The organism is Paenibacillus chitinolyticus (assembly GCF_045038035.1).
Classification (GTDB): domain Bacteria; phylum Bacillota; class Bacilli; order Paenibacillales; family NBRC-103111; genus Paenibacillus_F; species Paenibacillus_F chitinolyticus_A.
The window spans coordinates 5,449,757-5,472,188 of sequence record NZ_CP173427.1 but is presented as its reverse complement, the minus strand read 5'-3'; the positions used below and the strand labels follow the sequence as shown (position 1 = coordinate 5,472,188).

Annotated in this window: 12 protein-coding genes; 10 read left to right on the top strand and 2 right to left on the bottom strand. The window is 56.0% G+C overall.

Annotation, left to right across the window (positions count from 1 at the left end; all coding sequences use genetic code 11):
• The first annotated feature begins 5 nt into the window (after window positions 1-5).
• From ACI48J_RS24645 to ACI48J_RS24625, 5 genes are all read left to right on the top strand, one after another.
• Window positions 6-2,165, top strand: coding sequence for a glycoside hydrolase family 3 N-terminal domain-containing protein (locus tag ACI48J_RS24645; RefSeq protein ID WP_405080692.1), 2,160 nt, complete (start codon window positions 6-8; stop codon window positions 2,163-2,165).
• Window positions 2,166-2,186: 21 nt separating this feature from the next.
• Window positions 2,187-5,642 (top strand): GH36-type glycosyl hydrolase domain-containing protein, encoded by a 3,456-nt coding sequence (locus ACI48J_RS24640; RefSeq protein WP_405083283.1) that lies wholly within the window; start codon window positions 2,187-2,189, stop codon window positions 5,640-5,642.
• A 159-nt stretch (window positions 5,643-5,801) separates the two neighbouring features.
• Window positions 5,802-6,767, top strand: coding sequence for a LacI family DNA-binding transcriptional regulator (locus ACI48J_RS24635; protein WP_405080690.1), 966 nt, complete (start codon window positions 5,802-5,804; stop codon window positions 6,765-6,767).
• 152 nt (window positions 6,768-6,919) lie between these two features.
• Complete coding sequence (locus tag ACI48J_RS24630) at window positions 6,920-8,500, top strand: copper amine oxidase N-terminal domain-containing protein (protein ID WP_405080688.1); 1,581 nt, start codon at window positions 6,920-6,922, stop codon at window positions 8,498-8,500.
• Between the two features lie 138 nt (window positions 8,501-8,638).
• Window positions 8,639-9,217: a TetR/AcrR family transcriptional regulator gene (locus ACI48J_RS24625; RefSeq protein ID WP_405080686.1), complete on the top strand. Its 579-nt coding sequence runs from the start codon at window positions 8,639-8,641 to the stop codon at window positions 9,215-9,217.
• A gap of 340 nt (window positions 9,218-9,557) precedes the next feature.
• On the opposite strand, the gene ACI48J_RS24620 is transcribed toward ACI48J_RS24625, so the two are convergent.
• A complete protein-coding gene (locus ACI48J_RS24620) occupies window positions 9,558-12,830 on the bottom strand; it encodes a S8 family serine peptidase (protein WP_405080685.1) in 3,273 nt (1,090 codons plus the stop codon).
• Window positions 12,831-13,109: 279 nt separating this feature from the next.
• Between ACI48J_RS24620 and ACI48J_RS24615 the strand changes: the two genes are divergently transcribed.
• Window positions 13,110-13,979, top strand: a complete 870-nt coding sequence (locus ACI48J_RS24615; protein ID WP_405080684.1) for a DUF6597 domain-containing transcriptional factor — start codon at window positions 13,110-13,112, stop codon at window positions 13,977-13,979.
• 62 nt (window positions 13,980-14,041) lie between these two features.
• On the top strand, window positions 14,042-14,530 hold the full coding sequence (locus ACI48J_RS24610) for a DinB family protein (protein ID WP_405080682.1): 489 nt from the start codon (window positions 14,042-14,044) through the stop codon (window positions 14,528-14,530).
• 133 nt (window positions 14,531-14,663) lie between these two features.
• On the opposite strand, the gene ACI48J_RS24605 is transcribed toward ACI48J_RS24610, so the two are convergent.
• Window positions 14,664-15,059, bottom strand: a complete 396-nt coding sequence (locus tag ACI48J_RS24605; RefSeq protein ID WP_405080680.1) for a DUF4395 family protein — start codon at window positions 15,057-15,059, stop codon at window positions 14,664-14,666.
• Window positions 15,060-15,439: 380 nt separating this feature from the next.
• Between ACI48J_RS24605 and ACI48J_RS24600 the strand changes: the two genes are divergently transcribed.
• The 3 genes from ACI48J_RS24600 (at window position 15,440) to ACI48J_RS24590 (ending at window position 22,302) form a co-directional block, all read left to right on the top strand.
• Window positions 15,440-20,881: a glycerophosphodiester phosphodiesterase family protein gene (locus tag ACI48J_RS24600; protein ID WP_405080678.1), complete on the top strand. Its 5,442-nt coding sequence runs from the start codon at window positions 15,440-15,442 to the stop codon at window positions 20,879-20,881.
• Between the two features lie 263 nt (window positions 20,882-21,144).
• Window positions 21,145-21,885 (top strand): copper amine oxidase N-terminal domain-containing protein, encoded by a 741-nt coding sequence (locus ACI48J_RS24595; RefSeq protein WP_405080677.1) that lies wholly within the window; start codon window positions 21,145-21,147, stop codon window positions 21,883-21,885.
• Window positions 21,886-21,930: 45 nt separating this feature from the next.
• Window positions 21,931-22,302 carry a DUF898 family protein gene (locus tag ACI48J_RS24590; RefSeq protein ID WP_405080676.1) on the top strand — a complete coding sequence of 124 codons (372 nt, stop codon included), beginning with the start codon at window positions 21,931-21,933 and terminating at the stop codon, window positions 22,300-22,302.
• Window positions 22,303-22,432 lie beyond the last annotated feature (130 nt).

Below are 22,432 nucleotides of genomic sequence, written 5' to 3'. Positions count from 1 at the left end.
GCGGAATGACGGAACAAGAGCTGCTGGCTAGGATAAAGGAAATGACGCTGGAGGAAAAAATCGCTCAGCTGCTGCAGCTGGCGGGTCCTTTTTTTGAAGGGGCGGACGGGCAGATTACCGGCCCTATGGCTTCCATGGGCATTACCGGCGAGATGACGGCAAACGCGGGCTCCGTCCTGGGCGTAGCCGGTGCCGGGCAGGTCAAGGCCGTCCAGGACGCTCACCTGCGCCGCAGACCGAAAGCGATTCCGCTGTTGTTTATGGCGGACGTCGTGCACGGATACCGGACAATCTTCCCGGTACCGCTGGCGACCGGCTGCTCCTGGGATATGGAGCTGGCCGAGAAAAGCGCGGAAATCGCGGCGAGAGAAGCCGCCGTATCCGGCGTGCACGTGACCTTCGCCCCGATGGCCGACCTGGTGCGCGATCCCCGCTGGGGACGCGTAATGGAGTCGACGGGCGAAGACCCGTACCTGAACGGGGAATTCGCGCGGGCTTTCGTGCGCGGATTCCAGGGCGCGGACCTGACCGGCGACAAGGAGCGGGTGGCGGCCTGCGTCAAGCATTTTGCCGCCTATGGCGCCGGGGAAGGCGGCCGCGATTACAATACGGTGGACATGTCGGAACGCCAGCTCCGGGAGCAGTATCTGCCGGCTTACAAGGCCGCCCTGGAGGAAGGCTGCGAGATGGTTATGACGTCCTTTAATACGGTGGACGGCATTCCGGCCAGCGGCAACAAACGCCTCATGCGCGATCTGCTGCGCGGGGAATGGAACTTCGACGGCGTCCTGATCTCCGACTGGGGAGCCGTCAAGGAGCTGATTCCGCACGGGACCGCCGCGGATGAAGCCGAAGCCGCCCGCCGGGCAATCGAGGCGGGCGTCGATATCGAGATGATGACCGCGTGCTACGTGCATCATCTCCCGGCATTAGTCGCTTCGCGGGAAGTCGACGAAGCCCTCATCGACGAAGGCGTGCTCCGCATTCTGCGGCTCAAACAGAAGCTCGGCTTGTTTGACGATCCGTACCGCGGCGCGGATGAAGAGCGCGAGCAGGAAGTGGTGCTCTGCGCCGATCACCGCCGCGCGGCAAGAGAACTGGCGCAGAAATCGTGCGTTCTGCTCAAGAACGAAGGCGTCCTGCCGCTGAAGCCGGACCGCAGCATCGCCCTGATCGGCCCGTTCGCCAAGAGCGGCGACATTCTCGGGCCGTGGTCGTGGCTCGGCTCGCAGGACGAAGCGGTGCCGCTGTACGACGGCCTGGCCGCGCACACCGATCCGTCCCGGATCACGGTTGCGGAAGGCTGCGGCATCGAGAGCGGCACGCCGGAGCAAACCGCGGCCGCGCTGGAAGCGGCGCGCGGCGCCGATGTGATCGTGCTGGCGCTGGGCGAGCACTCCGGCATGAGCGGCGAGGCTTGCAGCCGCGGAGACATCCGGCTGCCGGAAGCGCAGCTGAGGCTTGTCGCCGAGCTGCGGACGCTCGGCAAGCCGATGGCGGCCGTGCTGTTCAACGGCCGCCCGCTCGACCTGCACGGCCTGATCGATCAGACGGACGCCGTGCTGGAGGCCTGGTTCCCGGGCACCGAAGGCGGCGCGGCGATCGCCGATCTGCTCTTCGGCCGGGCAAACCCGTCCGGAAGGCTGTCCATGAGCTTTCCTTACAGCGTCGGACAGGTGCCGGTCTATTACAATCACTTTAATACGGGACGGCCCAAAGATGCGCAGGACGCCCAGGAGCATTACGTTTCCAAATATCTGGATATTCCCAACGAGCCTTTGCTTCCTTTCGGCTTCGGTTTAAGCTACACGACCTTCGCCTACGACACTCCGGCACTTGACTCGCCGGGCATGACGGCGGAGCGGCCTCTGACGGTACGGGTCAATGTGACCAATACGGGAGAGACCGCAGGAGAAGAAGTCGTACAGCTCTATATACGTGACATATCGGGTGAGGTTGTCCGTCCGGTCAAGGAATTGAAGGCGTACCGGAAATTATTCCTGAAGCCGGGCGAAACGGCCGAGGTTCGGTTCGACCTGACCGAAAAACAGCTCCGTTACCATCATTCCGACTTGAGTTTTGCAAGCGATCCGGGAGAGTTTGCCGTCTTCGTCGGCCCGAACAGCCGTGATGCCGCAGAGCTCCGGTTCCGACTAACGAAGTAAAGAAAGCGAGTGAACATCACCATGACCCAGTTGAAGGATCGGTCGTTACAACTTAAATCGGGCAGCCTGCATTTCTCCTTCCTGAACAGCGGGGATATCGCGGAAATTGTATCCGGTTCTACCCTGATCAACCAGTGGATCGGAAATCCGCTGGACGGCTCCATGAACAACCTGTATCTGCGTCTTCACCGTAAAGAAGGCATTCGGGCGTATCCTCTGCTCGGAGTCCGCTCGGCCAGCCTTATAAGCCGGAAGGAGTCCGGCATCGTTTGGAACGGAGAGGTCGAAGGCATTTCCTACGAAGTCACGTTTACGCTGACTCCGCAAGATATTTGGTTTTGGGACGTGCTGTTGACGAGAGGAACCGGGGATACCCCGGTTGATATCCTGTACGGGCAGGATCTCGGTCTAGCGGACAAAGGAGCGGTCCGGAGCAACGAAGCGTACATGTCCCAATATATCGACCACAGCGTTTACCGGGACGAAAAGCGCGGGTATGCCGTCTGTTCCAGACAGAACCAGCCGCAGGGCGGGGCTTTTCCGTATGTGCAGCAGGGTTCGTTGACCGGAGCGGAAGGATACTCCACCGACGGCTTCCAATTTTACGGGCTTTCCTATAAAGAAACGGATAAGCCCGAAGCGTTAGCCCGTCCTCATCTCGCCAATGAGATTTACCAGTACGAGTTTGCTTATACGGCGCTGCAATCCGTTCGTGTCGTTCCGGGTGTGGAGCCGGTTCGGTTCGTTTTTTACGGGCTATTCAAAGAGAATCACCCGGAAGCCGTTACCGCTCTCGAGTTCGGCTCGGAAGTTTCCGCAGCCTGGGAGCAGGCCGAGGCTTTGAACGCGGTTGCCGGCGGCAACGGCGACAGTGTCAGCGGAACCGGCAGTGGCACTGGCACTGGCACTGGCACCGAAACTGGCATCGGCACCATAAGCGGCTCCACCGCCCGGGAACCGGTGCGTTTGTCGGATGACATCGGACCTCCGCTTACCGGTTTGACGATGACTGCGGAAGAAGTGGCCGGATATTTTCCCGTCCGCCGTCTGGAAGAATCACTGGAGGGCGAGCTGCTTTCTTTTTTCACGGAAACTAACGAGCACGTCGTCCTGAAAGCCAAGGAGCTCCGCGTCGAGCGTCCCCACGGCCATATTCTGATGAGCGGGGATAACGCCCGTCTCCGGGAATCCGTTTTGACATCGACCGCCTACATGTACGGCCTGTTCAATTCCCAGCTGACCGTGGGCAATACTTCGTTTAACAAAATGCTGACGAACGCCCGCAATGCTCTCAACGTCTCCAAAACATCGGGGCAGCGCATCTATATCGAAACCGGCGGGAAATTTCGTCTGCTGACGATGCCGTCCCTGTTCGAAATCGGGTTCAACTATACCCGCTGGTATTATAAGCTGGCCGATGACACGGTCGTCGTAACCGTCTTTACGGCGGCGGACGCGCCGGAGATCCGTCTCCAGCTTCGTTCCTTCCAGGGCAAAACCTACCGTTACCTGGTCACTCATCAGGTTTCGATGAACAACAACGAATATGAAGCTCCGTTTCATCTGTCGGTACAAGAAGACGGTCAAACGCTCCTATTTACGGCGGATGCGGCCTCGGACAGTGCACAGGTATGGCCGGATCTTACCTACCGCATGCAGATCGCGGGCGCTCCGGTGCGCTTGACCGACGAAACGCGTCTTGCCCCGAGGGCTGAGCCGGGCTCCGCTTCCCTGGCCGTGCTGGAACTGGGAAAAAGCGCCTCCTGGAGCATGATCGTCCAAGGTCTTTTGCGCGGGGAGGAGAGGGCGTTTGCTGACCGGGAAGCGGATGCGGAAGCGGAGCGTTACCGTGCGTTCCTCGGCTCTGTCATGAACGGCTTCCACCTGTACCGGGCAGGCGGCGAAAACGATCCGGAGCTGGCGAAAATGAACGTGCTGGCCTGGTGGTACACCCACAACATGCTCGTTCATTACTCCGTTCCGCACGGCCTGGAACAGTACGGCGGAGCCGCTTGGGGAACGCGCGACGTATGCCAAGGCCCGTCCGAATACTTCCTGGCGACGGGGAAATACGGCGAGGTCCGGGACATTCTCCGGACCGTGTTTTCCCATCAGTTCGAAGACGACGGCAGCTGGCCGCAGTGGTTCATGTTCGACCGGTATTCCCGCATCCAGCAGGAAGAAAGCCACGGCGACGTCATTGTCTGGCCGCTTAAGGTGCTAGCCGATTATTTGAGCGCCACCGGGGATTTCTCCGTCCTGGACGAGCAGCTTCCGTATACGCAGCGCCACGGAGGGGACTTTACGGAAGAGACCGCTTCCCTGCTGGAGCATGCCGTCAAGGAAATCGGCTACATCCGCAGCCATTTCCTGCACGACACCCATCTGTCCTCCTACGGGGACGGAGATTGGGACGACACCCTTCAGCCGGCTAACGCCCAGCTGAAGCGGTTTATGGTCAGCTCCTGGACCGTGTCGCTGACCTATCAGGTCTTCCGCCAGCTTTCCGGCGTGCTGGCGGACAGCCGCAGCGCGCTGGCGGCGGAGCTGCGCGGCATGGCGGACGGCATCCAGGCCGATTACATGCGCTATATGCTGCCGTCCGAAGCATCCGTGATCCCCGGCTTCTTGTATATGGAGGAGCCCGGCAAAGCCGAGAAAATGCTCCATCCAGAGGATGAGAAGACGGGGATCACCTACCGGCTGCTGCCGATGACGCGCAGCATGATCAGCGAGCTCCTGACGCCGGAGCAGGCGGAAGCCCATTACCGCCTCATCAAGGCGGAAATGTACTGTCCGGACGGCGTCCGGCTCATGAACCGGCCCGCGAATTACGCGGGGGGCGTCAGCACGAACTTCAAGCGTGCGGAGCAGGCCGCGAACTTCGGCCGCGAAGTCGGCCTCCAGTACGTGCACGCGCACATCCGCTTCGTCGAAGCGATGGCGAAGCTGGGCAAGACCGGCGAAGTATGGCGCGGGCTCCAGATGATCAACCCTGTCCGCCTGCAGGACGTGGTACCGAATGCGGAACTCCGCCAGAGCAACGCGTATTTCAGCAGCTCCGACGGGAAGTTCAACACGCGCTATGAGGCGCAGAAGCGCTTTAACGAGCTGCGCGACGGCAGCGTGCCGGTCAAAGGCGGCTGGAGAATTTACTCCAGCGGCCCGGGAATTTACATGAACCAGCTCATTTCGAACGGTCTCGGCATCCGGATGGACGCCGGAAGTCTCATCGTGGACCCTGTGCTGGGCGAAGAGCTGGACGGTCTTTGCTTCCAGTTCCGCATTCTGGACCAGCCGGTGACCTTCGTGTACCACCTGAGCGGCCGTGAAGTTTCCCGCGTCACGCTAAACGGACACGAAGCGTCCGCCGAGAGACTGCCAAACCGTTACCGGACGGGAGGACTCCGTCTGAGCGGCGAGCAGTTGAAAAGCCTGACCGAGGAAGGGCCGAACGTGATCGAAATTTACAGCTAAAGGCGAAGCGAAAGGCGATCTTCACGGATCGCCCTTTTGCATCTCTTTTACCGGTTCATTTAATGGTATAGTAAATAAATAGAAGCGTGAGTACGGAGTGTGGAAGGGTAAACAAAACCAGAGAAAACAGCGAATGCAACAAGGTTAGGAGCGAGAATAGTGGTAAGCATTAAAGATATCGCAAAAAAAGCCGGCGTATCCATTTCGACGGTATCTTACGCGCTGAACGGCAGCCCCAAGGTAACCGACGAGACGTGCGCCCGGATTTTGGCGATCGCCAAAGAACTGAACTATACTCCGAATGCGGCAGCCCGTACGCTAAAAAAGCGGGAAAGTAAAATTATCGGCGTCTTTCTGACCGATTTCAGCGGACCTTTCTACGGACATCTTTTGCAGGGAATCAAGGAGTATTTAAACGGGCACGATTACGAGCTTATCGTCTGCAGCGGGTCCCAGTCCCACCGTTTCCTGCCGGAACGGATGATCGACGGGGCCATTATCCTGGATGCCGCTTTTACCGACGAAGAACTGCTGCAGCATGCGGACCGGGGCCATAAAATCGTCGTGCTCGACCGCGAGTTGATTCACCCGAACATCAATCAGGTGCTTCTGGACAACAAGGCGGGGGCCAATCTGGCTACCGATTACGTCCTGGAAAAAGGTCACCGTAAGCTATATGTGGTAGCGGGGCCGCAAGATTCTTACGATTCCGACAAGCGCTTACATGCCGTCCGGCAAACCGTAGGGCGCTACAAGGATGTGGATTGCAGCGAGCTGCCGGGCAGCTTCGATAAAGAGTCGGGAGAGAAAGCCGCACGTCGCATTCTGGAAGAATACAAGGAGCCGGCCGCCGTTCTTTGTCTCAACGACGAGATGGCGGTTGGCGTCTATAACACCGTGGCGGAAACGGATTACCGCATCGGCGAGCACATCCATATTATCGGCTTCGATAATATCGAGCTGTCGGCTTACGTCAGCCCGCGGCTGGCTACGATCGACTATTCCAAGCACAAGTGGGGCGCGCTGGCGGCGGAACAGCTTTTGAAGTTGATCGCCGGCGAGAAGGTCGAACACGAACGGATCTACGTCACGCTGGTGAAGGGCGAGTCGGTGGGGGATGTGTAGAAAGAGAGAAAGATGCTTATGTAAAAGCCCTGGCTATAAAGCCGGGCTTTTTTTATAGTCACTAACCTCCATAAATTTTCTTTAGATTATAGAGAAAAAAACAAAAGTGTCATATAATTATGGGAATATTATGATTTAAAAGGGGTTACAGGATGAAAGTTAGAAATTTATTAAAAATGTTAGTATTCGGATTATGTACGGTGGGTTTGTTCGAGAATGAACGAGCTTCTGCGGCGACCAACGAGCAAGCGACGAAGATTTATTTGAAAGTAAACGATCCTAAGGCTTACATAGACGGTAAAGAAGCTATCATGCCGACTGCTCCGGTACTGATGAAGGACACTACAATGGTTCCTTTTCGTTTTATCGGCGAATTGTTGGGAGCGGAAGTGAAATGGGAGCAGCCGACCCGAACGGTCACTCTTACCGTTCCGGGACGAAGCGTAAAGCTGTCCGTAGGCCAGCCTTCCGCAACAGTTAATGAGACGAGCCGTCCGCTGGACCACCCGGCGGCCATTGTGGAAGACACCACATTAGTTCCGCTTCGTTTTATAGCTGAGAGTTTGGACCGCCTTGTCATGTATGATCCGGATACGAAAGGAATTACGATTACGGCCAAAGGTGAAAGTGATTTGCCGGGCGTGCCAAAACCCGCGGAGCAGGCAGTTAAAAGATTGGATTATGCGTCCGTGGACACATTAAAGGCCGGAATCGTAAAGCGGTTTATATTTATAAACGACCCCAATGGAATAACCACCACATTTTCGATGGAGAGTTTATCGGGGTTTACAGCCGATAACGCGGACAATATCTACCTCATTGATGTGGACTTGGAACGTAACATGGGAGAAGAGTACGGTGTTTCCGTAATCAATACCAAAGACGGTGACAACCGGAGCCTGAAACAGGCCGTTAAGATAGACGATAGGTTCAACATCCAATATAAGAATAAGACGAATGTGACGGAAACGATTAGTTACCGCAATCTCATCCCTAAGAAGCTGTATTACGACGCGGCAAGTGGCAAATTATATTTAATAGCCAATGTGGAGAGAAAAGATATCACCACAGTGTTTTACGAGATCATGCCTGATGTAAAGTTGATCACCTATCATGATGAGGTTGTTACGGATAATGCCAACAATTTCTTTGCTACTTTGAATGGAAAAGAGTTCTTCTACAGCAACACATTTAAGGAAAGAATATACAAAGTGGAGCCGGGTAAAGAAGCCGTAACAACCGGCTATTTAAAAGAAGGCTATGTGCAGAAGCTCGTCTCGTCCATACACAACGGTTCGATCTATTTGCTGGACCAGGAGAGTAAAACCATCTCCCGTCTGAGAGAAGACGGTTACGCGGATGAAGTCGCCAAAGTCAAGATCGATAACATATACGGGGCGGCTGCGAGAGGCGGGTACTTTTATATTGCCGACGACAAGGGCTTTTATAAGGTAGACATCAACGGCAAAGCAGAGGATTACGTAAAATTGGACGACGTAATGATTAATCAGGGTTTGTATGACCCTAAAACGAAAACATATGTAAAAATGGTTCCCGGCGTCGACGGCTGGGAAGACTTTCCCTCGGAGAATACTTCAAGGACCGGCGAGAAACTGACGGAGCTGAAGGAATTGAAAAGAGGGGTGGAATTCACTGTCACCGCCAAGGGGAATATTATTCTTTTCGATGCGAAGGAAAGACTGCTGAAACGGATTAATATATATCCAGAATAAATAGCCCTGCCACCCTCTTTGAAGGCGAACCTTTTGAATGATGAAAGGTTCGCTTCTTTAATTTATGAGAACACCTCTTTCCGGTTTGTCTGGCTACCCGCGCGGTGATAAGATAGGGGGAGGAAGGGGAAGAGGGTTATGGCGAGACAACGGGCGTTTACTAAATCGGAGCTGCTGGACGCGACCGAGCGCTTATTGATGGAGCGCGGCTATAACGGCTTTCATCTGAAAGCCTTGTCCGAAATGCTATCGGGCGCAAGAAGCACAATCTACGAATATTACGCCAACAAGGAAGAAATCGTCGCGGCCTGTATGCGCAGAACGATGGAGCAGACGATCGAGGCTTGCGAAGGGATCGAGCAGCTCGAACCGGTAGCGGCCATAAAAAAAGTGCTGCTTATTTTTCTGGAGCTGTCGAACTTCCATACGCTGATGCTGGCGGCCCCCAAAATCGACGAAACGGCCTCGGACAAAGCGAGACGGGATCTTGAATTTTTGAATGAAGGCCATGCGGACTTGAAAAAAAAGCTGACCGCTCTGTTCCAAAAAGCCCAGGAAGCGGGCACGCTGAGAGCGGACATTCCTCTTCCGGTGATCACGGCGGTTTTTTTTCATGCGATCGACACGCCGAATTGGCTGAATGTGCCGACCGAGGAATGGGCGGACATGCTTTTTGGCCTCTGGTGGAACGGCGGAGGGAATCCTCTGACTAAATGAACCGGGGTACCCGTCTCAAGGAACCGCGGAGTTCCGGCAGCCCCTTTTCCATAAGTTAAATTTGACGGCTATGTCGCTAAAAGACGTCTGCCGCTAAAGCTGACCTTGCTGAAGCAGTCAGCCTGCGGCACATGCCGAATTATAAAAAAGCCATCTTTCCGGCTGCCCTGAGGCACCGGAAGATGGCTTTTTTTGCTGACGCCGCTGACGCCGCTGACGCCGCTGACGCCGCTGACGCCGCTGACGCCGCTGACGCCGCTGACGCCGCTGACGCCGCTGACGCCGCTGACGCCGCTGACGCCGCTACGCCCAGCTTATTCCGTTGAAGCGCCGATCCGCCTTATTCGCCGAGCACGCCTTCATCGGCTGTCTGACGCTGCGGAATGGACGATTTGCTCAGCACGACAGGAACTTTGACCGTGGTTTTGATGGCCGGGTTCTTGGCGGATGAGATGGTGACGGTCAGCTCGACGTTGACGACCCCGCTGTTCGGAACGAACTTCAGAACACCGTTGTTGTCGACATAAGCTTTGTTGGAGCTGTTCGTTACCTTGTACACGATTCCGTCCGTTTTAGGGAGCTGCAGAACCGGCTGGTTGATTTTGCGCGTATTGACGATTTTGGCTTTAAAATCGTCCTTCGCTTTGGCGACGCGGTCGCTCTCCAGGTTGGCGATACGCAGGGAGCTGTAAGCCGTGTAGGAGATGCCGTCCACGTTGTTGCCGAACTCGTCGATCTTCTGAGCGATTACGGCGAGCTTGTAGGTGCCTTCCGCAAGCTGTTTCACCTTCAGGTCGCCGTTTGCATCCAATTCTCCGTCCACATAAGAACCGTCGATGCCTTCGAACGAGTAAACGCCCGGCTCGATCAGCTTGAGGCGGCCGTTAGCGTCGGTCTGTGTGATTTCGTCCAGGATGCCGATTTCTTTGTCATCGAGTCCTACAGCCCAGAGGGAAATCGCGTTCACGTCCTTGGCCGTCAGGCGGAAGGAAAGGTCGGTTGCGGTCGGGGAGCCGTCACGATTATCGGGATAAATGGCATTTTCCGTTTGCTCCAGTTCCTGCAGACCGAATCCGGTTTCCGGCTTATCTTGGCCGACGTGAACGGCGAAAGGCAGGTGCAGCGAAGGCTGGCCGCTTCTTTCCAGAAGCACTTCGCCTTCATAAACGCCCTTAACCGCATTGTTCTTCGGTGTTACGGACAAATAAAAACCTTTGGAAGCGCCGGCTGCAACGGTCAGTTTACCGTTTTGCAGACCGAGCAGCTGGGCGGTCAGGTTGTTGACATCCGGTGTTTTGGTCGGAGCGTTCGGATCCGACGTTACGTTCGGATGCAGCACGACTTTGGCCGAGTATGTCACGCTTTGCTTCGATACGTTCTTCAGCTGAAGCTCCTTCTGGGCGTTCGTTCCCGGAGCCAGAAGGCCGAAGCTGACGGACGGGTTGTAGTTCGTCACGGCTTGCGGCTGCCAGTACTTATCGAGAATGGTGATCGGCTCCACGGATTGGAGCAGCGCCTGCGTCTTCACGGCAGTACCCACGTTAGCACGGCCTGCGCCCTGCGAGTAGACGTCGTACAGCTTGCCGTCCAGGTCGCTGATCTTGTCCGACGTGTTAGCCAGCGCAGCGCGGATATCCAGCGGCGACCAGTCCGGATGCTGCTGTTTCAGCAGCAGCGCAAGTCCGGCTACGTGCGGAGTGGCCATGCTGGTACCGCTGATGCGGCTGTAGGCGGTATTGTAGTTCGCGTTCGGTTTTTGCTTGCCGTAGGCAGGCCATGTGGACAGAATGCTCACACCCGGCGCGCTGATATCCGGCTTGATGCTCAGGTCGCCGTCCACATTCGGACCGCGGGAGCTGAACGTCGCCATCGTATCGCCCGGGATTTCGCTCTTCGGATAGTTGGCCCCGAAAGCGAGCTTCAGCGTCTGGCCTTGAGCGGCAAGGGCTTTTCTGGCGAGAGCGCGGCCTTCCGTGCCTTTCATATCGAAGGTCGGAATGTACTCGAAGCCGTCGCCCAGGTAAGCGGCGGACCCGATGAAGCCGTCCCGGCCGATGACCGATTCAGAAAGATCGGCTTTAGTCGCGTCTCCGCGTTCGGTGTTGCCGTTGAAAATAATCGCCGCTTTCGCGCCTCTTTGCTTGGCGTTGGCGATTTTGTCCACGAAGGCAAGATTGCCGCGTGAAATCAGCACGACTTTGCCGGTTACGTCTTTGCCTTCATAATCCTGAGGCTGACCCAGGTTGACGTATACGACGTCCCTAGGATTGGTGCCCAGAATGGAGGCGAAGTTTTCCTGGCCGGTTTCCCAGGCCATCACGTTGAGACTGTATCCGGAGGCCGATGGCGTTACCGGCGAAGTTGCGGCCGCACCGGCGCTGACGGGCGCTGTGTAGACCGCCTCCGTTACGGATGCCGTGTACTGCGTTTTCGGGCTGGTTACGGCGCCGACGGAGATAGCGAGCTGCGAAGTGGCGGGCGAGCCCAGCGAATAGTAGTAAGGCCCTTTGTCCGCCGCGTTGCCGTTCGCGATAACGGCGGTTACGCCGCCGAGCACGGCGTTGTTGATAGCCACGACATCGGGAGAGTTAGGATCTTTCTCGGCGTCGGAGCCGAGCGACAGGTTAATGACGTTCATGCCGTCTTTAACCGCATGCTCGATGCCGTCGATGACCTGAGCCGAGGAGCCGGACGATTTGCCCGTTTCGGGATTCCGGCCGAGCACTTTATATACATACAAATCGGCCTCGTAAGCGACGCCTTTTTGAACGATGTCCGAGCTTGGGTTGGATGCTCTTCCTACGATCGTTCCGGATACGTGGGTACCGTGAGAGGTCCCTTCAAATCCGGTGCCGTAAGGGTCTTCCTCCGGAGTAAGCGGAGGTTCTTCGTATGGGTCGTTATCCTTCTCGAAGGAATCGTAGCCGCCTTTGTAGGCATCCTTCAAGTCGGGGTGAAGATAGTCGACTCCGGTATCGATAACGCCGACTTTGAGGCCTTTGCCGGTGAGGCCTTTGGCCCAGGCGACATCCGCGCCGATCTGTTTCAGCGGGGTAATGTCAAAATTGGGGCTGCTGACATCGAGCCCTTTCGGTTCGTCTACGGGGATAGGGAAATAGTTGGCGCTGGGGTGAATCGATTTAACGCCGGCCAGTTTTGCCAGCGCGGGAATTTTGTTGGCCGGAACGGTTACTTCCAGTCCGTTCAACACTGTATTATACTGGTAATTGACCTGAAGGTTAATTCCGCTGCTTTTGGCAGCGCTTACGAGAGCGGTCTGCTCCTGCGTGATGGCCGATTCGGTAGATTCGGCTGCCAGAGCGGACATGCCCAGCTTGGCGGCGTATTTGCCTACGGCGACCGGCTGATTTTGCAGCTGGACAATAACACGAACGGAATTCGTGGAGGCCGTATTCAGTTTCGGGGAAATATACCCCTTGACCTGGCCCGGGAGCGAGTTTGTACCGGGATTCAGAGAACCATTGAGCTGGGTACGCGGATGGATGCTTTTGCCGGACTGGGCTGCACTGGCATGAGGCAGCGCCGTGCCTGCAACGAATGCAAACGCGAGCGACATCACGGATAATTTTTGGATGAGATGGCGATTTTTCAACTAGTTCCCTCTTTTCATTCATATTTGAACAATAAACGAGCTAGTGAACGATCCGGAACCTCCTCTCTTTTCAAAATTAGGCCTGTACAATATGTTAGACAGTTCCTAAAGGTCGTGTATTCCATAAAAACTGGCTAATTTTAGTTTTTTTACAGAAAATATTTTATTTTCGTGAGAAATGGGTTGGAAATTGCCTTTAAAATGAGCCTTGCTCGGCTTTTCTTGCGGGCTTATAGTGGGAGATAGAGGATACAAGGGTGAGGGGGGCTCTGGGGGAAGATGGATGCGAGACTGCACGACTTATTCCGGCCCGTTCAGGCGAATGGAAGAGTTTCTACCTATATATATGAAGAAAAAGGGCCGTCCCCCGTTATCAAGCCGTACGTATGCTGCTATTGGCAGTCCGAACCGCGCGGAACCGGGGGGAAGCAGCTGCTCCTTCAGCCGGGTGCGGTGGACAGGGTTCTTCCCGACGGATGTACGGATATCATATTTACGGAGAATCTGATAACGGGTGAACTGGATGTAAAGTACTGTGGGACTTTCCAGCAAGCTTTTACCATTTCCTACGCGGACGGGGCACCTGTGAGAAAGTTCGGAATCCGTTTTCTGCCCGGCGGGGCGTATCCGTTTCTGAAGACGGCGGTATCCGAGTTTCACGATCAGGCGGTTGCGGCCGGGCAAATCGGCCCGGTTATCGGGGCGGAGACCGAGGAACGTGTGCGGGAAGCCCGATCTTTCGGGGAAAGAATCGGAGCGGTCGAAGCGTGTCTGGTGCGGCAGCTGAGTGACAAGGGAACGGACGGGGACGTCCGGATGAAGAACGTGCTGTACCGCGTTTTTATTTCGGGCGGCGTGGAGACGGTAAGCGAGCTGGCGCGGTCCGAAACCATCAGCACGAGACAGCTTCACCGTTCGTTCAATCAATGGGTGGGCCTCAGCCCGAAAAAGTTCGCTGAAGTGGTGCGGTTTCAAACGCTCCTCAGGGACATTCAGGCCGGTTCCGTCACCGATTGGGCGGCTGCGGCCGCAGAGCGCGGATTTTTCGATCAGGCTCATATGATCCGCGAGTTCAAAAGATTTTACGGGGCATCGCCGATAAAGGCGGCAGCGGAATACCGGGGCATGTCCGATTTATCCTATCTGTAAGCGGTCGGGTTTGGTTATACTGATATCTATCTCGGATGGAACAAGAAAGGATGGGATTACCTATGAGCGGAGTTATGCAAATCAGGGATCATCTTCTGGACGAGCTGGAGCTGTCGGTCCGGACAAGCGAGGCGCTGATCCGGCGGATCGGACCGGAGGAGTGGGGGTTCGCCCCGGGAGAAAACATGCGGACGCTTCTGCAGCTCGTCCATCATATTGCCGCTTTGCCCGCCTCGGACCTGGCCATTTTGCAGGAAAAATCGCAGCCGGAGGTTGAACTTGTCGAGAACGGCGCGCAGGACATAACGGACCCTGAACAGCTGGCGAAGCGGCTGCGGACTCACTTCGATACGCTGAAAGCATATATGGTTTCGCTGAGCGAAGACGAGCTTTTGAACAAAGAGACGAAAGCCTTCTATTTGGAGCACGGCATGCCTCAAATCAAATGGCTGATCGAAATCGTGACGCATCTTTTCCACCATCGTTCGCAGCTGTACAATTATTTGAAGCAGAACGGTCATGAATTGAACTTCTTTATGCTGTACGCTTAAAATAAAAAAACAGGAAGGAGCCGCACTCCTTCCTGCAGTCCGGCCGCCGTTAGACCGGCGGAAGGATCGTCAAGTCTTATTGCGGGACCCGCCGGTTGACCGGCGGGTTCTTTCTTTTGGGCAGCTATGGGGATCAGGAGCGGTTCAGCCGTCTTCTCGCGAGGAACTGCTTGTACTGGAAGTAAACCGTGCAGCCGATGCAGTAGCCGAGCAGAGCGGTGCCGGCGGCCGCGAGCAGCATGCCGGCAAATACGTAGCCCGCAGCCGTCCAGCCGACAGCGAACGAAAGCACGGACAGGAGGAGGAACAGCACGGCGAGCACGTTGTTGAAGCGCTGAAGCTCCGCCGCCTGGGTTTCGCCGTCCGTCCGGAGGAAAGGCTTGGCCGCCTGCACGAACAAGTTCCACCGAAGCAGCAGCCCCGCCAGCTGTACGGCAAGAAGCAGGCCGAGCAGCCAAGGCTGACGGGCAGCGAAGGTAAGCGCCACGAACAGGACGATGCCGGCCTGATTCGCTTTGATATAGGACATAGGGATTTCCTTCAAGAAGATCACCTCACGGGTTTTCAAAGATTTATAACCAACTTAACCGATAGGTTTTAAGAAGTCAATTCGCAATCCTTTCCATTCCTTCGGTGCAAGTGTGTTTCCCGTCGTTTCCGCTCCGTACGCTTACAAAATCTTCAAGCATACTTAACGCAGCGCTGACATAGTACTGGTAGAGTAAGGGACATGCAGGAACAACTGAATATCCAAGGGTAAGAGTCCAGGAGAAAACCCTTTATGCACAAACGATAAATGTCTTGCTTCGGCATTTTCCGGTTTGATGGATAGAGGGTTTTTTTGTTGTTCTCGCCCATTGGCCGTCCGGAACCGATCCGGATATCTCATTCGAAAGGAATGGATCAGAAATGAGAAGATTCTCCCGGTTTTTGAGCCTGTTTCTAACCGCCGCTTTACTGTGCGGTACGGCTCCGCTTGGCCTGTTCGATGCGGCGGCATATGCTGCCGACCCGGGGAGGAAGGCGCTGGATGTCCGCAAGACGCTGACTCCGCCCGTAATCGACGGCAGGCTCGACGAGTCGCTCTGGAATATCAGCGAAACGATGAATGTCCGGACAGGCGAGGGCACGTTCAAAAACGCCCGGTTCGGGTTGTTGTGGGATAACAAGTATTTGTATATCGGCGTGAAAGCCGAGGACGACACGCTGATCCACAACGGAACGGGGTACTGGTTCGAGCAGGACAATATCAATTTGTTCTTCGATCCGACCCTGCATCAGTCGGCGCCTTTTGCAGCCGACGATATGCAGGTGGGATTCGTGTACAAACCCGGCTCTACGCCGGAATTTCATTTCGGGGCGGCGCTGGGCAACCACAGCGGCAAAGACGAGAAGAAAATCTTGAGGGCAGTCGGCACCGACCAGGGCGGATGGACGCTGGAAACCGCGATTCCGTGGGACATGCTCCATTTTGACGCGGGCTTAAAGAAGCAGCTCGGATTCGAGATCGGTTTAACGGACCGTTACGAAGCAGACACGAGCAAGCAGCGGACAAGCTACTGGAGCGCGTTTAACTCCAAATCGTTCTGGAACGACACGGCCGGCTACGGAATTCTCAACTTGAAAGACGAGAACCCGGTTTCGGCTCAAATCGATCCCGTGCTCCTTCAGGATAATTTCGACGGCTATGCACCGGGGCAAATTCCGGCCGGATGGATCTCCGATGTGAATGCGGGAAGCGCTCCCTTTACCGTCGTTCAGGATACATACGGCAACGGCCGCATGGCATTCGACGGCAAAGCCTCCGGGCAGCAGTCCCGCATCACCGCGCCCGTCCAGTGGGACGATTATATCGTCGAAGCGGACATGCGGTTTGAAGAGGTGCTTAACGATGCGCGTTGGGCGGCCCTGATGTTCAGGGGAGCGGCCGACGGGAAAAATCCGTACAACCAAATGGCGGTCCGCCGCAACGGAACCTTCGAGCTGGCTTACCGGATGCCCAATAACAACTGGGCTTCGCCTACGCCCGTAAGCGGTATGTGGAAACCGCTGGAGTTCAATAAGGACTATACGTTGAAGGTCCGCTCAGTCGGAAACAACGTCAAAGAATACATCAAAGCCAAGGACGAGGCGGATTTTACGCTTCTCATGGATCAGAATTTCCCTTCCAATCTACTGGAAAAAGGAAAAGTCGGCTTTCAGGCCGATCAGAGCAAAGTTTCGTTCGATAACCTGAAGGTGACGCGGGTAACGGCCGACCGGCTGGATGTGACAATGCCGGGCACGCTGGAAGCTTTGACGGGTCCTGTGACCGTTACGGGAAGCGTGTATTATTCGGACGGGTTAACGGAAGTGCCGGCCCAGGGCGCTATTCGCCTGTACTCTTCCGATGAGACGATTGTGAAAATCGTGAATAACCAGCTCTACCCGGTAAAAGCGGGCAAAGCGTCCGTAAAAGCCGTCTACGCCAATGCGGAAACGGCGCGTGAAATCACCGTCACTCCTTCGGCGACGGGTGCGCAAGCCGTTAAGCTGCAGCATGCGGAGGGCTACGTGCTGACGGATACCGGTAGGCAGCTGGACCTTAATACGCTCAGCTTCCAGGCCGAATTCAGCGATTTCTCCAAAGGGACGCTGAAAGGCGGAGATCTTCTCTGGAAACCGGCAGGTCAAGAGGTTTCAATCGCAAACGGTACTCTGCAGGTGAATAAAAAAGGCGCTTATCCGGTTACGGTTCAGAAGGATAACGCGTCGCTTACCGTGATGATCATTGCCAAAAATCCGGGGGAGAAGGAATACACCCTCTATGAGGAAAACTTCGATCAAACGGCCGAAGGCACTCTTCCCAAGGATTGGACGCGTAAAGAAGGAACGACCGCTTCCGCGGCGGCCGTCAAGTCGGGCGCATTTGAACTGAACGCCTCCGCCGCTCCGGATAACCCTTCACGCGTACTGCTTCCCGAGTATCTGGGACTGTTCGGGAACTACAAAATCGAGGCGGATATTACACATCTCTCCGCAAACGATGCAGCGAGATGGCATTCGATTATGTTCCGCATCCAAAATGACAATGTCCCCTATTACCAGATGGCCGTCCGGCAAAATGCGACAGCCGTCAACGGGGTTGAATTCGCGGAGCGGACCTCAGCCAACGAGTGGAACGTCATGGACCGCGGCTCTTACACCGAAGCGATCGACCCTGCGAAAATGTACCATTACACCGTCAAAGCCTACGGCGACCGGGTACAGGAATGGATAGGCGACAAGCTTCTCGTCGATACCGATAACGCCGGCGCTTACAAGAAGGGCCGCATCGGTCTCCAGGCGAACGGAAGCCGCATGAAGGTAGACAATATCCGCGTCACCCTGCAGCAGGATGCGCTTCCTCCGCTGCCTTCCGAGCGTTTCGTACAGGTCGTGGAGCCGGAGACGAAGATTTCCCTGGCCCCTACTGTGGTTACGGAGCTGAAATCCTCCGCAGACCTGGTTAAGCTGCAGGGAACTTCCCTGCCTGCGACGGCCATGCTGTACGTGAACGGCAATCTGAAAATCACCGCTCCCGGTGGCGCCGAAATCGGCACCCTGGATGAAATCTTGGGAGCGTTGAACAACAAAGTGATTCCGGCTTTCTATGTCCGGGATGAGCCGAGCACCGACAAGCTTATCGAGGCGCTGAAAACGAGAGGAATCGAAGACGCGTTCATCGTGTCCGACAAAGGCGAGCTGGTCAAAAAAGCGCGTCTGGCCTATCCGATCATCCGCGGCATTCTGGATTTCCGCCAGGCCAAAGCGGATACGAACGAAGACTTGATGGAAATACGCCGCAAAACGACCGTTAATCTCGCCAAAATCGCGCTGCTTTCCCAGAAAGGGGCTACGCGCGAGCATATGGCTTATCTCCAGCAGCGGACTTTAGTGGTATGGGCGCAGGACCAGTCCGCTCAAGCGGACAAAACCGTGTCCCTGCACAATCTGATTACGGGCGGAGCGAACGGCATCGTGACGGATGCGCCGGAAGCGGCTATCGGGGCGCTGAAGCTGTATTCCAACGGAACGACTCTGATCCGTAAACCGTATATTATCGGCCACCGGGGCATTCCTTCCGAGGCTCCGGAGAATACCATCGAAAGCAATGCGCTCTCCCTCGAATACGGAGCGGATTTTATCGAAAACGATATGTACTTGACCAAAGACGGCCATCTTGTCATCGTTCATGATTCTGTCTTGGAAAACACGACGAACGGTAAAGGAAAAGTCGAAGACTTTACCCTCGCCGAGCTCAAAAAGCTCAACGCGAACAAACCGTTCCCGACCGGGTATCCCGATGTGAAGATACCGACACTGGATGAACAGATCGACCTGGCCAGATCGAAGGGCCGCATGGTAATGGCCGAAATCAAAACCAATACGCCCGCCGCGGTCGATGCTTTTGTAAGAATCATCAAGGAAAAGAAAGCCGAAGATCTCGTCGATGCGATGTCTTTCGACACGAATCAGCTGAAGCGGCTTGCCGAGCTGATGCCCGAAATGCCTTCGGGTCTGCTGACTAGCGGCTATGCCAACGAAGCCGGCGTCAACAAATCGCTGAGGGAAACGCTCAAGGTGCTTCAGCCTTTGAACGCGACCTTCAACACAAGCTACGGCGGACTCGGCAAAAACTTTATGGAAGCCGCCAAACACCGGGGGGTTATTATCTCTCCGTGGACATTTAACAACAAGAACGATTTTATGAAGTTTTTCGGACTCGGCGCCTTCGGCATTACGACCGACTATGCGTCCTGGGCCGCGGATTGGGCGGCCTCCGTTAAACCGGGGAAGAGCGCGTACACCCTGTCTCCGGGCGAAAACGTGGCGCTGTCCTTGGAAGTGGAGTCCTACAGAGGGACGAAAACGAATGCGGCGCCGGATATCGTCCTGCTGGACGGACAGGATGTCGTTAGCGTAAGCGGCAGCAAAATAACGGGCAAGAAGGCGGGAAAAGCTCATGTTCTCCTGCGGTACACGGCTTCTATGGATGCCAATAACAAATATGACCTCTACACTCAGCCGGTTACCCTGGAAGTAAAAGGCGGCAGCGGCGGAAACGATGGAGGCAGCAGCGGCGGCAACGGAAGCGAAGGAAATAACGGTAACAACGGAAACAACGGTAACAACGGTAACAACGGAAGTGGAAACAATGGCGGTTCTACCGGTAAGGTGACGGCCCTCGAGGGTAAAGTGGACGCTTCGGCCCTGCGAGAAGCGCTCGCAACCCACTCGACCGTAGAAATCGCCTACACGGGCGATACGGTCGAAATCCCGGCGTCCGCACTGAGGGACGACGCTCAAGGCAGCCGGACACTCGTCATCGCGGGTCCGGCAGGCAAGTACACCGTACAGCTCGCGGATTTGAAGCTGGACGAAGCTGCGCGCAAGCTGGGAGGCGAAAGCGGCAGCATGACTGTGGGCTACACCCTCCGCTATGCGGCGGAAAGCGGTGCGGCCGCGATCGGAGCGGCCGTGAAAGCGGCAGGTTTGCAGGCGGCTGGAACGCCGGTGCAGCTCGAAATCGCCGCAAAGGTCCAGTCCGGCGGTTCTGCGGCGCTGGAGACACAGGGACAGCTGGAGCTGACCCTGGACGGGACATTCGACGCGAAGAGAGCGACCGGCGTGCGCGCCTACCCGAATGAGAAGAAACTCTCATTCGCGCCATCCCTCTTCGCGCCGGTAGGCACGGCCAAGACGGCCGTGACGTTTAAGCGCAGCGGCAGCGGCTTCTACGCGGTCGTAAGCGGCGCGCCGGTCTTCGCCGACATGGCCGGCCACTGGGCGCAGGCCGATGTCGAGCTGCTTGCGGCGAAGCTCGTCGTGGAAGGCAGCGGCGGCGGGCGGTTCGACGCCGAGCGCAGCGTTACGCGCGCCGAGTTTGCGGCGCTGCTTGTCCGGGCACTCGGCCTGCCTGAAGCGGCCGGGCCGGCAGCCTTCGGCGACGTCGGCTCCGCCGACTGGTTCGCCGGAGATGTGGCCGCCGCCGCGGCTGCGGGTCTGATCGGCGGCTATGAGGACGGCACGTTCCGTCCGCAGCGCCCGATCACCCGCGAGGAGCAGGCGGCCATGCTCGTCCGCGCCCTGCCTTATGCGGGCGCGGCATCCGCTGCGGCTGTCACTAAGCCGCAGCAGGAAGAGATTCTTGCCCGGTACACCGATTCGGGCAAGATCGGCTGGGCGCAGGCGGAAGTAGCCGCAGCCGTTCATGCCGGTCTCATGAACGGCATGACGGACGGCGCGCTGGCGCCGGCAAGCGAAGCGACCCGCGCTCAGTCCGCGGTGATGCTGCGGCGGTTCCTTGTCACCGCCGGCTTCATCAACTAACGCAAGCGAAAGCACCGATCCCAAACCTGCGCAGAACTTCTGCGCAGGTTTTTGGTGTTCACGGGCTTTTTCTCCCCTTAACGGGACTTATACGTTACAAGGACTGTCTGGAGGAATTTAGTTAAATGTTTAGTTCAAAAATTTAGGCCTAAAGACTCATAAATAAGAATGGAAAAACCGATAAATACAGGAGAAAAATCCTGTTATAACCACTGTAAGATTTGTGGGGGAATGTTTATGAAACGAAAAAGGAGGATTACAACTTGTTGAAAAAAACATCTTTTTTGGCCGCGCTTCTTTTGGCGATTGTCGTGGTAAGCTTCTCGGGGGCGGCAATGGCGAGAGATTATCTTCTGCCTCACAGCGCTTATATCGAGATCTGCGAAGAAGATCCCGGTGATCAGCTGTGCCAAAATTTCTGCGAAGACTTTCCGGACACGCCGGTTTGTTCCGGACAAGGGAGCGGAGGGCAAGAGACGGCAGAGAATGCCGTGCAGGCAAGACTCGATGTCCAGTTTAACCGGATGAACATCAAGGTGAACGGCAAAGAGTTCGTGGCGCCTAATATTTTGTATGAGGGGACTACATATCTGCCTATAAGGGATTTGGCTAATCTGCTCGAATTAAGCGTTAACTATTACGGGGCCGCCCAGACGGCCTACATCGGCCAACTGCCCGCCGGAGAAGTGCCCGACGAGGTTATCGACGAATGGGAGAAGAAGGGCTCGGATGAGAGTACGGATGCGGCAGCCGGAACGCTCGTGCGGGGCGGCGGAACCATCGACGTTTATCTGGATCGTGTGCAGGTGAAGGTGCATGGGGAGCGCATCGTCGATAGTACGTTTCTTTACGACGGTACGACGTATGTTCCGATGAGAGCCGCCTGCGACATTCTTGAGCTTCCGGTCAACTACTACGGACCTACGTCTACCGCTTACATCGGAGAAGTTCCTGCAGGTGAAGTGCCCAACGCTGAAGTTGACAAGTGGAAGTCCGGCAAATAAACGGTTTTTTTAACTGAATATTAAGAAGGGAAGAACGCAAAAGACATGGCCAATACGACGATCAACGTAACTCTTCCGAAGGATTTCGATTTCGGGTCCAACCGGAAGCCGCAGGGCGGGGCATCTTATTTTGACGGAGGCCTGCTGGAATTGATAGGCCTGTATCTGCTGGGAGCCATCATCACAGCTCTAACCGCAGGGATTTGTTATCCGTGGAGCCTCGTTATCATTTATCGCTGGAAGATTGAGCACACGGTCATTGAAGGACACCGTCTTCGCTTTGAAGGAACGGCGGTCGGACTTTTCGGTTCGTGGATCAAGTGGTTCCTGCTCGGCATTGTCACGTTCGGCATTTATTTCTTCTGGGCGGGCATCAAGCTGGAACAGTGGAAAACCAAGCACACGTATTTCCGGTAAAAAAGAACAGGTGCGCCGGGCGTTACCTGTCCGTCGTACAGCTGCTTTCGCAGAAAAAGAAAAACCGCAGTCGTCTCCTAAGGAGGACTGCGGTTTCTTTATGACCGGCGGTGCGGCAGCCGCAAACTTC

What these genes read in the sequence shown, in the direction of transcription:
- ACI48J_RS24645 (WP_405080692.1), top strand. Translation starts at nt 6, where the DNA reads ATGACGGAACAAGAGCTGCTGGCTAGGATAAAGGAAATGACGCTGGAG.
- ACI48J_RS24640 (WP_405083283.1), top strand. Translation starts at nt 2,187, where the DNA reads ATGACCCAGTTGAAGGATCGGTCGTTACAACTTAAATCGGGCAGCCTG.
- ACI48J_RS24630 (WP_405080688.1), top strand. Translation starts at nt 6,920, where the DNA reads ATGAAAGTTAGAAATTTATTAAAAATGTTAGTATTCGGATTATGTACG.
- ACI48J_RS24625 (WP_405080686.1), top strand. Translation starts at nt 8,639, where the DNA reads ATGGCGAGACAACGGGCGTTTACTAAATCGGAGCTGCTGGACGCGACC.
- ACI48J_RS24615 (WP_405080684.1), top strand. Translation starts at nt 13,110, where the DNA reads ATGGATGCGAGACTGCACGACTTATTCCGGCCCGTTCAGGCGAATGGA.
- ACI48J_RS24610 (WP_405080682.1), top strand. Translation starts at nt 14,042, where the DNA reads ATGAGCGGAGTTATGCAAATCAGGGATCATCTTCTGGACGAGCTGGAG.
- ACI48J_RS24605 (WP_405080680.1), bottom strand. Translation starts at nt 15,059, where the DNA reads ATGTCCTATATCAAAGCGAATCAGGCCGGCATCGTCCTGTTCGTGGCG.
- ACI48J_RS24600 (WP_405080678.1), top strand. Translation starts at nt 15,440, where the DNA reads ATGAGAAGATTCTCCCGGTTTTTGAGCCTGTTTCTAACCGCCGCTTTA.
- ACI48J_RS24590 (WP_405080676.1), top strand. Translation starts at nt 21,931, where the DNA reads ATGGCCAATACGACGATCAACGTAACTCTTCCGAAGGATTTCGATTTC.